The organism is Bordetella sp. 02P26C-1 (assembly GCF_009763255.1).
GTDB lineage: Bacteria > Pseudomonadota > Gammaproteobacteria > Burkholderiales > Burkholderiaceae_B > Bordetella_A.
The window spans coordinates 136,824-153,317 of sequence record NZ_WSJB01000018.1 but is presented as its reverse complement, the minus strand read 5'-3'; the positions used below and the strand labels follow the sequence as shown (position 1 = coordinate 153,317).

At 59.4% G+C, this 16,494-nt stretch carries 11 protein-coding genes; 6 read left to right on the top strand and 5 right to left on the bottom strand.

Annotated features, from left to right (window positions below):
* Positions 1–57: 57 nt before the first annotated feature.
* From GOQ28_RS10135 to GOQ28_RS10125, 3 genes are all read left to right on the top strand, one after another.
* On the top strand, positions 58–2,148 hold the full coding sequence (locus GOQ28_RS10135; protein ID WP_160356349.1) for a hydantoinase/oxoprolinase family protein: 2,091 nt from the start codon (positions 58–60) through the stop codon (positions 2,146–2,148).
* A gap of 1 nt (position 2,149) precedes the next feature.
* Positions 2,150–3,769, top strand: coding sequence for a hydantoinase B/oxoprolinase family protein (locus GOQ28_RS10130; RefSeq protein WP_160356348.1), 1,620 nt, complete (start codon positions 2,150–2,152; stop codon positions 3,767–3,769).
* A 65-nt stretch (positions 3,770–3,834) separates the two neighbouring features.
* Positions 3,835–4,824, top strand: a complete 990-nt coding sequence (locus tag GOQ28_RS10125) for a Bug family tripartite tricarboxylate transporter substrate binding protein (protein ID WP_160349961.1) — start codon at positions 3,835–3,837, stop codon at positions 4,822–4,824.
* A 1-nt stretch (position 4,825) separates the two neighbouring features.
* Here GOQ28_RS10125 and GOQ28_RS10120 read toward each other — a convergent pair whose 3' ends face one another.
* Positions 4,826–5,764, bottom strand: a complete 939-nt coding sequence (locus GOQ28_RS10120) for a LysR substrate-binding domain-containing protein (protein WP_160349962.1) — start codon at positions 5,762–5,764, stop codon at positions 4,826–4,828.
* A gap of 310 nt (positions 5,765–6,074) precedes the next feature.
* Between GOQ28_RS10120 and GOQ28_RS10115 the strand changes: the two genes are divergently transcribed.
* A complete protein-coding gene (locus GOQ28_RS10115) occupies positions 6,075–9,503 on the top strand; it encodes an autotransporter family protein (RefSeq protein ID WP_202109687.1) in 3,429 nt (1,142 codons plus the stop codon).
* 8 nt (positions 9,504–9,511) lie between these two features.
* Here the strand turns inward: GOQ28_RS10115 and GOQ28_RS10110 are convergent, their stop codons facing one another.
* A complete protein-coding gene (locus tag GOQ28_RS10110) occupies positions 9,512–11,917 on the bottom strand; it encodes a glucose/quinate/shikimate family membrane-bound PQQ-dependent dehydrogenase (protein WP_160356347.1) in 2,406 nt (801 codons plus the stop codon).
* A gap of 207 nt (positions 11,918–12,124) precedes the next feature.
* On the opposite strand from GOQ28_RS10110, the gene GOQ28_RS10105 reads away from it, so the two are divergent.
* Positions 12,125–12,574, top strand: a complete 450-nt coding sequence (locus GOQ28_RS10105; RefSeq protein WP_160356346.1) for a tripartite tricarboxylate transporter TctB family protein — start codon at positions 12,125–12,127, stop codon at positions 12,572–12,574.
* Positions 12,575–12,585: 11 nt separating this feature from the next.
* Entirely contained in the window at positions 12,586–14,103 is a 1,518-nt protein-coding gene (locus tag GOQ28_RS10100; protein WP_160356345.1) for a tripartite tricarboxylate transporter permease, read from the top strand.
* A gap of 71 nt (positions 14,104–14,174) precedes the next feature.
* Here GOQ28_RS10100 and GOQ28_RS10095 read toward each other — a convergent pair whose 3' ends face one another.
* The 3 genes from GOQ28_RS10095 to GOQ28_RS10085 are packed head-to-tail and all read right to left on the bottom strand — an operon-like array spanning position 14,175 to position 16,394.
* Positions 14,175–14,951, bottom strand: a complete 777-nt coding sequence (locus GOQ28_RS10095; RefSeq protein ID WP_160356344.1) for a molybdopterin-binding protein — start codon at positions 14,949–14,951, stop codon at positions 14,175–14,177.
* Positions 14,948–15,709, bottom strand: a complete 762-nt coding sequence (locus GOQ28_RS10090; protein WP_160356343.1) for a cytochrome b/b6 domain-containing protein — start codon at positions 15,707–15,709, stop codon at positions 14,948–14,950. The genes GOQ28_RS10095 and GOQ28_RS10090 overlap by 4 nt, the downstream gene beginning before the upstream one ends.
* A 52-nt stretch (positions 15,710–15,761) precedes the next feature.
* The gene (locus GOQ28_RS10085) at positions 15,762–16,394 is read right to left on the bottom strand and encodes a hypothetical protein (RefSeq protein ID WP_160356342.1); all 633 of its coding nucleotides are present in this window, start codon (positions 16,392–16,394) and stop codon (positions 15,762–15,764) included.
* Positions 16,395–16,494 lie beyond the last annotated feature (100 nt).

Sequence of the window (16,494 nt, the reverse complement as noted above, 5' to 3'; positions counted from 1 at the left end):
GACCGCAGTAATTTCGATCCCTAAGATGAGCCCATCTATCTGCGGGAGCGAATCGCTGTGGCCAAATGGGCAATTGGAATTGATATTGGAGGCACGTTCACCGACGTCGTCGCGTTGAACTACCAATCTGGCGCGCTGCGCACCTTGAAGGTGTTGACCACGCACGGTGATCCCACCGACGGCGTGATGAATGGCATTAAGCAGCTCATTGAACATGCGGGTGTGACGCCTGCGGATGTCGCGCGCGTCGTGCATGCGACGACGCTTTTCACCAATGCGCTGATCGAGCGCCGTGGCGCCAAGACCGGGCTCATCGCGACTGCAGGTTTTAGCGATATCGTGCAGATCGGCAACGAGCGTAAGTACGACCTGTATGACCTGGGCATCGAGCCCGCGCCCGCGCTGGTGCCGCGCAACCTGCGGGTCGAGATCAGCGCTCGCATGGACGCGCGCGGCAATGAGGTGGCGCCGGTGGACGCGCAAGAGGTGCGCCGTGTCGTCGAGCAGTTGGTGGCCGATGGCGTTGATTCGATCGCGGTGTGCTTGCTGCATTCCTATGCCAACGTCGCACACGAACAGCAAGTGCAGGCAGTGATCGCCGATCTGTACCCGAACCTCAGCGTCACGCTGTCCAGCGATGTCGCACCGGTCATCCGCGAATTCGAACGGATGTCCACGGCCAGTGCGAACGCCTATATCAAGCCGCTGGCGATGGGTTATCTCGACACGCTGCGCCGCAGGCTGATGGAGCTGGGTCTGCCTAAAGACGTGTTGATGATGCTGTCTAACGGCGGCCTCTCGCATATTGCGGAAGCGAAGAAGACGCCGATCGATTTGCTGGAATCGGGTCCCGCGGCCGGCGCGATTTCCGCCGCTCATCATAGCGTGCGTGATGACCACACCAACCTGCTGGCCTTCGATATGGGCGGAACCACGGCCAAGCTGTGTCTGGTGGAAAAATCGCGTCCCGCGATTTCCTACACCTTCGAAGCGGCACGGCAAAAGCGTTTTGCCGAAGGCTCTGGCTTGCCCATCCGTATCACGACGATTGATCTGATCGAAATCGGCGCGGGCGGTGGCAGTATTGCTTATAAAGATGCGTTAGGCCTGATGAAAGTGGGTCCGCAAAGCGCGGGCTCCGAGCCCGGCCCGGCCTGCTATGGCTTGGGCGGCATCGAACCCACCGTCACCGATGCGAATCTGGTGTTGGGTTATTTGAATCCGGAATACTTCGCCGGCGGCGCGATGAAGATCGACGTGTCGCGCGCGAAGTCGGCGCTTGCCGACCTGGGCGAGCAGTTGCGTTGCGAGGCCCAGGAAGTGGCATGGGGCATCCATGATGTCGTGGCCGAGAACATGGCGAGCGCAGCGCGTGTGCACGTCGCCGAACGCGGCCGCGATCCGCGTGACTTCGTGTTGTTGTGCACGGGAGGTGGTGGCCCGCTGCATTCCTATTATGTGGCGCAGAAAATCGGCGTGCGTAAGATCATCTGCCCGCCGGCTGCGGGCGTAGCATCGGCGTATGGCTTGCTCGTTGCACCGGCGCGCGCCGACCGTGCAAAGACGGCGAGCTTCCGTCCTTCGACCGACGAGCTGGCGTCGCTGGAGCAGATGTTCTCGTCGCTCGATGCGCAAGTCACCGAGGCACTCGCGCCGTTGGATGCCACCTTTGGCCCGATTCGCCTGACGCGTTACGCGGATGGCCGGTTCACGGGACAGGGCTTTACGTTGACGGTCGCTTTGCCCGAGGGACCCTATCACCCCGCCGACGAAGCCGCCGTGCGTCGCGGCCTGGTGGCGGCCTTCGAAGCGGGCTATCGCGAAAAGTTTGGACGCACGCCACCCAATGTGCCGATCGAACTCGTGAACCTGCGCGTCAGCGGCGAGGCGCCGCCGCGCGAAGAACTGATCGAAACACCGCTTGAGGCAGCCGCCTCGGTCGAGCCGCGCGCATGGCGTCCCGTGTACTTCCGTGAAATTGCCGGCTATCACAACACGCCTATCTACGAACGCGCTGCGCTGCGCGCGGGCTTTACGGCTCAAGGTCCGTTGCTGGTGGAAGACGAGGGCTCAACGTTGGTCGTGGGTCCGCGAGGACACGTCACGCAGTCGGCGACCGGCAATCTGATCATTGAAATTGGTGAGTGATATGCACGAAGTAAAAATGTCCGAAGCGGCTGCCGACCCGATTTTCCTCGAGGTGTTCTGGACCCGCGTGCGATCGGTCGTCAACGAAGCCGCCAAACTGATCATCCGCACGTCGTTCTCGACCTTGTCGACCGAGGCGAACGATTTCGCCGTGGTGTTGACCGATTCGCAAGGCCGGTCGATCACGGAAAACAGCGGCAGTATTCCGTCCTTTATCGGTACGCTGCCGCGCACCGTGCAGGCCACGATCGCCAAGTTTGGCCATGCCAGCATGAAGCCCGGTGATGTCTTCATCACGAATAATCCCTGGATCGGCACGGGGCATTTGAACGATGTAACGCTGGTCAAGCCGATCTTCCACGAAGGCCAACTGGTGGCGTTCGCCGCGTCGACCGCGCACGTGCCCGATATCGGCGGCAAGATCCGCTCGGTCGACAGCCGCGAGTTGTTCGAGGAAGGTTTTCATATCCCGCTGATGCGCTTGTTGTCGGAAGGCGAGGCGGATCAATCGCTGCTGACACTGCTGCGCACCAATGTGCGCACGCCCGATCAGACCGTGGGCGATATCTGGTCGCAAGTGGGCGCGGTCGAACTCATCTCCTCGCGGCTGGAAAACATTCTGACCGAGTATGGCTTGCCGGGCGTGGACCCTTTGGCCGCGGCGCTGTTTGATCGTAGCGAAGTCGCGATGCGTCAGGCCATCGCCGCATTGCCCGATGGCGAGTATCGCTACCACATGCAGACGGACGGTTTCGACCAGCCGTTTGACTATCATGTGACCGTCAAAATCTCCGGCGAGGAGATCAGCTGCGACTACACGGGTTCTTCGCCGCAGCAACCGCGCGGCATCAACTGCGTGCTGGCTTATACGACGGCCATGTCCGTCTATGCGATCAAGTCTCTGCTGCTGCCCGATCTGCCGAACAACGATGGCTTGTTCCGCCCGATCAAGGTGCATGCGCCGGAAGGCTCGATTCTGAACCCGCGCGAGCCGGCCCCGGTCGGCGGCCGTGCATGCACGGGTCACTACGTGCCCATCGTCGTCTTCGGCGCGCTGCAAGAGGTGTTGCCTGATCGTGTGATTGGCGGTGCGGGCTCGCCGCTATGGATCGCGAACTTCTCGGGCGTGCGCGAGAACGGCAAGCCGTTTGCGACCGTGTTGTTCTTCAATGGCGGGATGGGTGCGGCATCACACAAAGATGGCGCGCCGGCGATGTCGTGGCCGAGCAATATCTCGCCCACACCGATCGAAATCGCCGAAAAAGAATCCCCGGTCTTTTTCAAGGCCAAAGCGTTGCGCGCCAACTCCGGTGGCGCGGGGGAATATCGCGGTGGTTTGGGGCAAGAGATCACGTTTGTGAATCAGCATACCGGCCCATTGACCATCATCTTCCTGACCGAACGCACGAAGTTCGCCGCGCCGGGTATTCGTGGCGGCGAACAGGGCGCACTGGGCGAAGTGTTGATCAACAACCAGCCGATCAATACGCGTTTACCGCAAGTGTTGCAACCTGGTGATGAGGTTACCTTACGCACCCCGGGCGGTGGTGGTTACGGACCTGCGACGCGTCGCGCCGAGGACCGTAAACGCCAAGACTTGGCCTTGGGGTATATCGGCTGAACGTAAGTTTGGCAGTCAAAGGGGCGCGCGGGTGCGCCCCGTCATAACAGAGCAAGAGGGAAAACATGTCTTTGAAAAAACTGAGTCAAGTTTCTTTACGAGCAGTGGCCGTCGCGGCTGCTGCTTTGTCGTTTTCGGCGCCCTCCGTGGCTGCCTTTCCAGAACGCCCGGTGCGCATTGTTGTGCCCTATGCGCCGGGCGGTTCGGTGGACTCCATGGCCCGTATCGTGGGCGAGAAGATGAGTCAATCGCTCAAGCAGCCCATCATCGTCGAGAACCGCGCGGGCGGTGGATCGAATATTGGTGCGAGCTACGTGGCAAGCTCGGCACCGGACGGCTATACCGTGCTGCTGGGGACATCCGCCGCGCTGGCGACCAACACCAGCTTGTACGACAAGCTCAGTTTTGACCCGATCAAGGATTTTCAGCCGATCTCGCTGGGCGCGAAGCTGCCCAGCATGGTGCTGGTCAGCTCCCAGCGAGACATCAAGTCCATCGAGGAACTGAACGCCGAGCTAAAGAAAGAAGGCGATGCGGCGTTTTATGCCAGCTCGGGTAACGGCACGCCTGCCCATCTGGGCACGGAGTTGTATAAGCACGAAGTCGGCGGTTTGAAGACCGTGCACGTGCCCTATAAGGGCGGTGCGCCGGCGCTGGCCGATATGGTGGCCAACCGCGCAACGTTCATGATCGCGATCCTGCCCGAAGCGGCTCCGTTCGTGAAGCAAGGTCAGCTGCGCGCATTGGCCGTGACGACCAAGGAACGCCTGCCCGAATGGCCGGATCTGCCCACCGTTGCTGAAAGCGGTATCCCCGGCTATGAGATTGAAGCCTGGTATGCACTGGTCGCCCCGGCTGGCACGCCGGCGGACACCGTGGCCACATTGAACAAGGCCTTCAATGATGCGTTGAAAGACCCCTCTGTCTCGACCCGCCTGAAGAACATGGGCTTTACCGTTGTCGGTACCACGCCCGAAGAACTCGGCGCGCATATGAAGAGCGAAAAAGCCAAGTGGAAGAAAGTGATCGATCTCGCCAACATCAAGGCGGATTGATTCAAGCGTCTGGCAGCATCACTCCAGGAGGAAGGGTGCTGCTGCGTAACTTGGTTTGAATGCATTCAAGAAACGCGGCAGCGGCCGGCGAGGCCGTGCTCAGCTGCCGCGACACCACGCACAGTTCGCGATGTGTCGTCGGTTTATCCAGCAGGCGGAACCGCAAACCCTGAACCGACCCGCTGGCGGCGGTCAGCGCGGGCACGAGCGAGTATTTCCCGGGGATCTTCAGAATGGGAAACAAGGTCGTCGTGCTGGAGTATTTCGCCTCGTCGCGGGTAGCCTTGATAAAGTCCGGCGCACAGCGTTTGATGTGCAGGGCGATACTGGTGTCATCGGTCAGCCCGATGAATCGCGCCGGGTCGAGTTGATCCCAGGTCAGCGGTTCGTCCATATTTTGCGCCAGCGGATCGGCGGGATCGAATATCGCGCCATAGCGGTCTTTCAGCAAGGGCGTGTAGACCAAGTCGGGTCGATCCTCGAACCGCCCCGCGATTGCCAAATCGATTTCGCCATTTATCACCATGCGTTCCACGAGTCCCGCGCCCGCATCGCGGATAGAAACCCGGATATTGGGATGGCGTTCCTTGAACTCGCGAATAATATCGACCAGGAAAAATTCAATAAACGATATCGCGCTGGCAATACGGATTTCTCCCCGCTGCAATTGCGCGGTCGCGCGCAGGTCGGCGATCGACGTGTCGAATAACTGAATTAAACGCTGCGCTTCCGGAACATAGCGCTCGCCTTCGACCGTGAGCGATACGCGCCGCGTGCTGCGATCGAACAGCTTTAATCCGATGGCCTCTTCGAATTGCTGAATGGTGTAGGTGATAGACGACTGCGTCATGAACAGCCGCGAGGCGGCCGCCGTGAACGAACCCGTCTGGGCGATTTCCAGAAAACAGCGCAAATGCCTGAGCGAGATATGGCGAGACACGAGCAAACCCCTACGCGCTCTGAGGCGCTTTTTCGTTAATCGGCTGTCGCGCAGGTCCAGTTTGAAAATACTGGCGGGTTTGCGCGCGCCGAGCCGTGATGATAATGCGAGCGCCTTCAGGCTTAGGGAAAAATCGCCGGGCCCGAGCCAGCTGAAAGGCGTTTTGAACGTTTAAACCGAGTTTAATCCGCGACCTTCTACCGGCCGGGTGGGCGGTCCGGTATTAAACGGCTGGCGGCGCTGTCGCTAATACATTGTCTCGCATGTTGTTTTCCCCTCCGCGATTTCATCCGAGACAAGAATTAGAATCATGAAATTCAAGCTGCTGCCTACCTTCGCGCTGATAATCAGCGCGTTCTCTTCCACCACGGCCTGGTCAATAGAACAACGCACGATTCTGGATAAAAATGGGGTGCCCATTTTTGAAATGCGGATCTTCGACGTAGGCGACGGCCCGTTTTTCGCTGAAGACGGCGAGCCGCAAACTTCCACCTGGAACTTGAGCCCGGGTCAAGTCAACGGCGTGAAATCCGCGCTGGATTATTGGGGTGAGCTGATTCAGGTTGCCCCGGGGAACAACCCGGCCATTCTCAACCTGGGTACCGTGGATGATGAGGGGGCTTTTGCCGACAGTGCGCGAGCGTCCGATCGCACCGGCGTGGGCACCAACGTTAACGCTGCGATTAACAATCGCGCCGTGGGGGAACTGCAGTACGGCGCGCATGGGTTTGTTGGTATCGGTACCTTGAACTGGACCGACGAGCCGTATCGGCCATCTCAAATTGTCTTGACGCCTCAGTTGGATATGACCACCGTCATCGTGCACGAAGCCGCGCACGCGTTGGGAATTGGTTCGAACATGGTGTATCCGGACGACGTCGAGGAAGACGAGGATGAGGGCGGCGAAGACGATCTGCCTATCATCCGGTTTCCCAAGACGCTCTCTGTTTGGGAAGAACACCTCTATGACGACAATCATCAGCGCGCGCGTGCGAACCAGGTGCTTTATTGCGAACACTGCGACAACATCACGCATGACGAGGACGGCCGACCGCTAACGCCAGCTGACATATTTGACGTCCGCCAGGACAAAGCCTACTTCGCGGGCGAGCACGTGCGCGAGGTCCTTGCCGGCGCGATGCCGGGCGTCCCGCTCACGCTGTACGGGGGCGATGACTTCGATGCCCCGATCTGGTCGCATCTGGAGCTGAAGAACAGTCTGATGAGTCACCAGGATTATCGCAACTACACGAACTTGATGGAGGCCGAGGTCGCGGTATTGCAAGACCTGGGATACAAGATCGACCGTAGGAATTTCTGGGGTTATTCGATCTATGGGGATAATCAAACCCTGGTTAACGATCATCCCTTTTTCGCGCGTAACGCCGATGGCACGGCGTATTTGCCCAATTCCTACAATACCTCGACCTTGGGCCTGGGTCTGCATATCTACGGCAGCAACAACACCGTCACGCAGCGCGCGGATCTGTTGTCCGCTGGCGCGGGCGGAGGCGGCATACGCGTAGACGGCGCGAATAACCGCCTCACCATACTGCCGGGGACCAGGGTGCACGCCGATGGCGCCTATGGGCGCGCCATTATGTTCGCGTATGGCAAAGGCCATACCCTGACGCACCGGGGCGATGCGCAGGCGTTGGGTGAGGGTGGTATCGCGGCGAGCTTCGATTTCGGTCATAACTCCTTGGGCGATGAGACGGAGTATCGGGGCTCTTATATCCGGACATCGGATGAAGAACCCGTGCGGATGTTGGCCGAGCTGAGAGGCCCGTTGGTCAGCAAGGTCGATGTGACGGGCCGATTGGCCGGTAGCTATGCCTCGATCTACATCTCCGAGAATGCCTACGTCGGTCAGATCAATGTGATGAGCGGTGCGCAGTTAACGGGCGACATCATCTCGCGCTATGACCAGGTTGATCAGAACCAGGCGCAACGTCTCACGAGACTGACATTCGGCTATCAGGCGGACGCCAACGGCCGCTCCACGGGCAAGGCTGACTCGCGTTTCGCGGGCGTCTATGACGGCAATATCGTCGGCATTAACAATCTGTCGTTGGAGCTGATGGGGGGTGTCACCCAGTTGACCGGGAACCACGAGCTGTACCAGGCCAATGTGGCGCCCGGTGCGACGCTGGTGTCTTCGGGCAATTATCAACTCAATAGCGCGGGCGCCTTCACCAACCAGGGCAAACTGACCACTGCGCAAGCGGGTCAGTCCATCACCATCGCGGGGACGTATGTTCAACCCGCGAGCGGCGAGCTGGCCCTGCAGTTCAATAACCAAGGTCAGTTCAGTAGTCTCAGTGTCAGGGGCAATGCCACCGTCGACGGCAAGCTCAGCTTTACGCCCGAGCGTGGCTATTACGCTGACGGTTTTAGCCTGACATCGGGGCAGTGGGTGCAAGCCGATTCCTTCACCGGTGCTTTCCGCACGCTGTCAACGAATTCGGAATCTCCGACCTTGGCAATCCAGGCCACGGCGCTGGACGCGAATCGCTATCAGGTAGCGGTGTCGCGTCCCGCAAACGCTTACGGGCAATATGCCTCCACGTCCAACGAACGCGCGGCGGGTTCTGCGCTTAGCTCGGTCGCGGGCGGCGCGCCAAGCGCTGTGCAAGGGTTGATCACGGCATTGGACTTCTCCGCCGCCGATGGTTCGACCATACGGTCCGCCTTGCCGCAACTGACCGGTGAAATCTATGCGTCCGCCAAGGGCTCTTTGATTAATACCAGCGCGACGACGCGTTCGGCTGTATGGCATCGATTGGGAGGGGTCACGAATGCCGACAATTCCGCATCAGTCACGGGCTCGACGCCAAGCGGAGCGAGTTCGATGGCATCGTTGAACTCGCCGAGCGCCGGACCCACCAATGACAGATCGGGTGCCGTGGCATGGGGCTATGGTTTCGGCGATTGGAGCAACCAAAAAAGCAACGGCAACGCTGCCCGTACCACCACGAACACCGGCGGCTTTGTCACCGGTATCGATACGGAGGTTCAGGCATCATGGCGAGTCGGTGTGCTCGCGGGCTATAGCCATTCCAGCATCAAAGTCAAAGATCGATCCTCTTCCGGTGGCAGCGATAACTACACGCTGGGCGTGTACTCGGGTAAGGAATGGCCGCGTGGTGCGGATGCCTTGTCACTGCGTTCGGGCATTGCCTATACCTGGCACAAACTGGATATGGATCGTAGCGTCGGATTCGCGGGCTATAACGACAAACTGTCATCCGACTACGATGCTGGCACGTTCCAGATTTTCAGCGAGCTGGGCTACCGTGCGCACCTGACTGACGCTGCGAGCATCGAGCCTTATCTCAGCCTGGCTCACGTCAACCTGAGAACCGACGGCTTTACTGAAGACGGCTCCAATGGCGCGGCGCTCAAGGTCCGCTCGGACACGACGAATACGACGTTCTCGACACTGGGCTTGCGGGGTGCGACCGCGTTCCAGTTGGGCACGATTCCGGCCTCGGCGCGTATCGATGTGGGCTGGCGGCATGCGTTCGGTGACACGACGCCCGATTCCACGGCTAGCCTTGCGGGATCGAATGCCTTTACCGTCTCCGGCAGCCCGATCGGCAAAAACACCGCGATCCTCGAAGCGGGCTTGGATTTTCAGGCCGGCAAGAACACGCGCCTCGGCCTGGCCTATGAGGGCCAATTCGGCTCGGGCTTGCGGCAGAACGCGGTCAACGTCAATCTGATGGCGAGGTTTTGACTCATGCCTTAATCCGGCAGGGCATAGGCCATCAGGTAGTCGCCCATCTTCGTACCAAATGACCCGTGCCCACCCGCCATCACGACCACATACTGTTTACCGTTAATCGCGTAGGTCATCGGCGTGGCCTGCCCGCCCGCGGGCAGGCGCGCTTCCCACAGCAGTTCGCCATTGCTCACATCAAAGGCACGCAAGTAGTTGTCCTGGGTCGCGGCGACGAACATGACATTGCCCGCGGTCGAGATCGGGCCACCCAGGCCAGGCACGCCGATCTTGACCGGCGGCAATTCAAACAGATGCGGCAGGCTGTCTTGAATCGTGCCGATGCGCTTTTTCCAAACGACCTCGTTGGTCTGCAGATCGACCCCAGCGACATACCCCCACGCGGGCGCTTTGCAAGGTAGCCCCAGTGGGGATAGAAAAGGATTGAGCTCGACGCCGTAGGGCGTGCCATACATGGGCTGCACGCCGCTTTCAGGTCCGCCTTCGCGGTCTTTGATCGGGCGGTTTGCGTCTTCGGGCCGGAGCTTGGAAACAAAAGGCAGCCCTATAGGATTCGTCAGTGCCACTTGACGGTCCTGATTCACGGACATGCCGCCCCATTCGAAAACGCCCAGGTTACCGGGGAAAACAAGTGTGCCATTCTCCGAGGGCGGGGTATAGATGCCGTCGTAATTCAAGCGTTTGAAAATCACCCGACACATCAACTGGTCGAGCATCGTGGCGCCCCACATGTCTTTATCGGTCAGCTTCTCCTGGGGTGCAAGGTTAAGCGCGGAAAACGGTTGCGTTGGCGCATAACGTTCGCCCTGCGTCGGCGGGCCACGCTTGACGGTCTGGGGCACGGGCTGCTCGGTGACGGGCACGATGGGCTCGCCATTGCGACGATCGAGCACAAACACATTGCCTGTTTTCGTGAGGATATAAATCGCCGGTACCGTCTCGCCGCTCGCTAGCGTCACATCCATGAGCGACGGTTGCGCCGGTACATCCATGTCCCATAAATCGTGATGCGTGGTCTGAAAATCCCAGATCAGTTTGCCCGTGGACGCATCCAGCGCCAGCATCGCGTTGGCATAACGTTCCTTTAACGCATCGCGGTCGCCGCCCCAGATATCGGGCGTGCCCACGCCTGTGGGTACGTACACCACATCGGTCTGCGCGTCGTAGGCCAGCGGCGCCCAGGCATTGGGCGAGTTGTGCACGAACAGTGTGTTCTCGCCGGGCATGGCGTTGGGGTTCTCCGCGCCGGTATCGAACACCCACTTCAACTCGCCCGTGTTCACGTCATAGCCGCGAATCACGCCAGACGGTTCTTTGTTGGAAAAGTTGTCTGTCACCGAGCCACCAATCACGATGGTCGTGGCGGTCACCACGGGCGGCGACGTGGGGTTATAGCCACCGGGATAAGCGTGTGGCATGCTTTTTTGCAGATCGATTTCACCGTCGTTGCCGAAGTCACTGCATTTCTGCCCATTGTCGGCATTTACCGCGATCAAGCGACCGTCATTGGTGGGCAGCAGTACTTTGCGCGGGCAAATGGAGGAGGGCGCGCTGCCTGATTTGCCCATACTTCCTGGGAAACGTTCGAGGTTGCCGGCATCGTGATAAGACACGCCTCGGCACGTCAGATGCTGAAAGCTTTTGTCTGCCTTTAATTGCGGATCGAAGCGCCACAGCCGTTGGCCGGTGGCCGGGTCCAGCGCGTCGAGAAACTGGTGTGGCGTGCATATAAAAAGCTTGTCGCCGACCTTGATGGGCGTGACCTCATTGGTCGTTTCCGCCGAATCGTTTTCGGTGCGAAAGTCGCCAGTACGATAGGTCCACGCGACTTGTAGATCTTTCACGTTCTTGTCGTTGATCTGTGCCAGCGGCGAGTAACGGATACCGCCTTCGGTGCGACCGTAAGCCGGCCAGTCATCTTGTGCCACGCCGGGCACAGGGCGCGCTTGGTCAGGTTGGGCACGCGCCAAGGTGCCATTGATCTCCTGCGGATCATTGAAGATCCCATAGCCCATCACAGCCAACATGCCGACCATCGTAATCGCGATCACGGCCTTGGCCGGGCCTGCCGACACAATCCCGCGCGTGGCAGGGGGTAGCAGGAACCATAGCCCCAGCAAGAACAGCAAACCATAGCGTGGCGCCAGTGCCCAGAAATCCGCACCGACTTCCCATATGCCCCAGAACCACGTGGCGAGCAGCGCGACGGCATAGCACCACAGACCCGCCGCACGAAAGCGCCACAGAAAGACGGCGCTAACGATGAGGACCATGCCCAATAAAACGTAATACCAAGATCCGCCGAGTGCCGCCAACCATATGCCGCCCGCGAAAGCATAGAGCGCGATGAGGACCAGGACGATCCAGCCTAGGGTTTGCGATGCGCTCCTGGAGTGGCCGTCAGTGTTCATGGCAAGCGTCCTTTCGATCTGGGGTCTTACCACTATAGACACATTTGAACGGAGCGGCCAAACGCCGCCTGTTACGGTCTGCGACACCAACATGACCAAATAGTCATGACAAAGTAACTTGACCCTCTAAGACCGCGTAACGGACCATTTACGGCCTTGCTTCGCGGGTGAACGGAGCTGGTTCGACATATAGATGGAGACGACTAAATGCGTAGCGTTGACTACCGAGACTTAATCGGTGGCACCCTGATCATCCTTGCCGGCGCGGTGGGGATGTATCACTCCCTGACTGCCTTCCAGGTGGGTACGGCGGCACGAATGGGGCCGGGATATTTTCCTGCCATCACTGGCGGGCTGTTAATACTGTGCGGCATCCTGATTGTGATCCCCGCATTGCGGCGCGCAGGGCCCATGCCGACGTTGGAGCTCAGGCCGTTGATCTGGATCAGCCTGTCGGTACTCGCGTTTGCGCTGTTGGTCTTGCCCTTCGGGTTGGTGCCTGCGGTGATTGTGCAGAGTCTGGTCGCCAGTCAGGCGGATAGCAAGCTGTCTAGAAAGGGATCGCTGTTGCTTGCAGTGTGCCTTGCTGGTGGTGCATGGGTCATCTTTAAAGGCGGTCTGGGGGTCATTCTGCCCGCGTTCGCCTGGCCCTGGTAGAGAGGATAAAGATGGAACTGTTTAACAACATCGCGCTGGGCCTATCGACCGCGCTTGCATGGAACAACTTGCTCTGGTGCGTGATCGGCGTTTCGCTTGGCACCTTGATCGGTGTGATCCCCGGCGTTGGAACTTTGGCGACGATGTCGCTGCTGTTTCCCATCACCTACGTGCTTGAACCAACGGCCGCACTGATCATGCTGGCGGGCATCTGGTACGGCAGTACCTATGGGGGATCGACCGCCTCGATTCTGCTGAACTTGCCCGGCACGCCGGCGAATGCCGTGACCTGTCTGGACGGTTTTCCGATGGCAAAGCAGGGCAGGGCCGGAGTCGCGTTGCTGATGACCACTGTCGCGTCGTTCTTTGGCGCGAGTGTCGGCATCATCATGATGATGCTGTTTGCGCCGGTCATCTCGGAGGTCGCCTTCAAGTTTGGCCCTGCCGAATACTTCGCGATCATGGTGCTGGGTCTGGTTGCTGCCTCGGTCGTGTCATCTGGCTCGGCAATCAAGGCGATCACCATGGTCGTTGGCGGGGTCATGTTGGGGCTGGTGGGTACCGATGTGAACTCCGGCGTAGCGCGATTTGATCTCGGGTTCCCCGAGTTGCAGGACGGTATCCAAATCGTGGCGATCGCCATGGGCCTGTTTGGTCTGACCGAGATCATCGCCAGTATCAACCATGTGAAATCGAGTGACCGCAAGGTGGATGTGTCGATGAAGTCGATGCTGCCCACGCGCGATGAGATGCGGAGATCTTGGTGGCCTATGGCGCGTGGGTCGGGATTGGGATCTTTTTTCGGCATCTTGCCTGGCGTCGGTCCTACTGTCGCCGCTTATATGGCTTACGCGCTTGAGAAGCGTACTTCGAAAACCCCTGAGCGCTTTGGCAAGGGTGCCATCGAAGGCATCATGGCGCCCGAATCGGCCAACAATGCATCCGATCAAGCGTCCTTCATTCCCACCATGACGCTTGGTATTCCGGGCAGCGTGACGATGGCGCTGATCATCGGTGCATTGATGATCCACGGCATCCAGCCGGGGCCTCAGATGCTTACCGAACAGCCGCAAATGTTCTGGGGGCTGGTGATGAGCTTCTGGATCGGCAACATCATTCTGGTGCTTCTGAACGTGCCGATGATCGGGCTATGGGTGCGGGTGCTGTTGATTCCCTATCACATCCTATATCCCGCGATCGTGATGTTCATCTGCATCGGTACCTATGCCGTTAACAACAACGTCTTTGACGTATATGCGGTGCTGGCATTCGGCATCGCCGGCTATGTGTTGCGTAGGCTGGATTTCGAACCTGCGCCGCTGCTGCTGGGTTACGTCCTCGGACCCATGCTGGAAGAAAACTTCCGCCGCGCCATGCTGCTGTCGCGAGGAAGCTTCTCGACATTCGTCGAGCGCCCGATCAGCATGTGGGTGCTGCTATTTACCGCGTTGTTGCTGGTGTGGGGAGTACGCAGCAGCCTGCGCCATCGATCCAACGGGAAACTGGTCCAAGCCCCGGAGCCGGTTTAACGCGAGTTCGAAGCGGGAAACGGGGAGCGAACATCATAGGGAGTCTGGCGCCAACAATCTCGGCGCCAGATTCAAATCCCCGCATACCATTCATAGCCCCTGTCCTCCCAGTACCCCCCTCGGCCGCCCCATAAGCGGTCGAAGGCCGACACCACCTCCAGCCGCATCAGGTACTTCGCCTGCTTGTAACCCAGTTGCCGTTCGACTCGCAGGCGCAGGGGCGCGCCATGCGCCACGGGCAGTGCTTTGCCGTTCATGGCATAGGCCAAAATAGTCTGCGGATGATAGGCATCGAGTAAGTCGATGCTTTCGTAATAGCGGCCGCTGCCGTCCAGCGTCAATTCCAACTCGTCCGCGCAGTGAAAGACGACATAGCGTGCGCCGGGCTTTAAGCGCGCGAGGTCGAGCACGTGCGCCAGGGGTGCACCCTGCCATTGCCCGATCGCGCTCCAGCCTTCGACGCAATCGTGTCGGGTGATCTGAGTGCGCGAAGGCATTTGCTTCAATTGCGCAAGCGAAAGATCTAATGGGTGTTCGACCAGCCCATCCACTCGCAGCCGCCAATCAGTGAAGCCGTGTTCGAGTAAATGTTGGTATTCATCCGAGTCGGGCGATTGGGTTCCGTTGGCGCGAAAGACGGGCGACAAATCAGCCAGACTGTATTCGCGCGCCAGCGCCTGACGGTCAAGCAGCAGTCGCTGGCTTTTCTGAGTCAGCTTCTCCGTATTGCGTAACAGGCCGCCTAGCGTTTCGCTTTGCGTGATGCGATCACATCCGGCCAACATGGCGGTACCGGGCGCCAGTAGCAGGCCGGCCAATAACCGCCTGCGTGTACGGTCTGGATTCATGGTGTATCTCCTGAAGGGTCGATGGCATAGCGCCCGTTGAGCATGGACCGCATATTGTTTCTGAATCCTGACAGCACCACCATCAAGAGGTGGACCACCACAAACAACACCAACGACGAGGCCGTGATGAAGTGCAAGGTGCGCGCGGAGGCCCGGCCGCCGAACAGGTCCAGTAGAAAGGGAAAGGCGGCGTTCAATCCGGGTGACATCGTCAGCCCGGTCAGTACCATCATCGGCAATAACCCCAACGCGACGAGCAGGTACGTTATCTTCTGCAAGGCGTTATAGCGCCGTGCGTCATCGCCTTTGGCAAAACGCAGCCGCACATGGTCGATGATTTCTTGCCACAAATGGCGAGGTCGCAGCTGGTCCCGATCGGGCAACAGGTCTTTGCGAATATGCCCCCGCCATAACCCATGAATCAGATAAAGAAGGCCGTTAACGACCAATAACCATGCGAAGAAAAAATGCCAGTTCCTGCCTGCGCCCAGGTCGTGGTAAGACGGAATCGTGATCCAGGACGGAAAGGGATGCGCGCTCAGGTCAATGAAGGCATGATCCGCATCCGCGCCGTACTGCCCCCAATACAACCGGGGGTGCGCATTGAAAATCTGCAGGCCGCTCATCAACAAGAGGGAGAGGCACATCACGTTGATCCAATGCGTGACACGCACCACGAGGGAATGCCGGCGGATGAACTGCGGTTGGCGAATAGGTGAGGGTAGGGTGGACAACGGTTTGACGCTAGAGGGGTTCATGGCAGACTCCCGCGCCGGCTGAGGTCATCAGCCGGCGATCGTGGTTGATGACTTACATGGGCGGCACGACACCATCTTTGCCCACCACCAGCCTCGAGGCGGACAGAGCGCCGTCTTGGCCTTTTTCCGCCGGAATGAAGACAACGGTGCCTGGTGAGACATCGTCTGCCGTCGCCGGGGCCAACGTCACCACGGGCGTTCCATTGGGGATGGAAATTTTTTTGTCTTTTCCGTGGTAGTTGACTGTGACGACGCTGCCATCCACGGATTTCACCGCATCACCCACGGTCGCGTTCGTCATGGTGCTGTTGGGTTTCAAGTCCCAGCCATAACTGCCCTCTCCGGTGCCTTTCATGGCGGGGGGAAAGATCAGGACTTCCAGTGCGCCATCGCCGCCTTCAGACTTGGGCAATGAGGCGATGCCCACGAAGTCGCCTGGTTTGATGTCGCTGATCTCGGCTTTCTGAACCGCGGTGGCTTTCCAGCCCTGCTTGAGTTGCACGCTCACCGCCTGGCCGTCGCGCGATTTCACTTGCAGTTGGTCCCCCGCGAGGGAGGTAATGGTGCCTCGTACATGAACCTGCGCGGCGGCGGGCTCCGCCAAAGCCGCCGTCGAGCCGACGGCCGATAGCATGATGCTCGCCAACGTGCTGGCGAGAAAGGTGTGAAGTCGTGAAGCTGACATGATGCGTCTCCTGAGCGATGCGAACATCGCGGTGTGGGTCATGGCGCTGGGTGGACAGATCGAAGGCCGCGCCGGAAAATCCTTCGAGGGTGTGTAATCA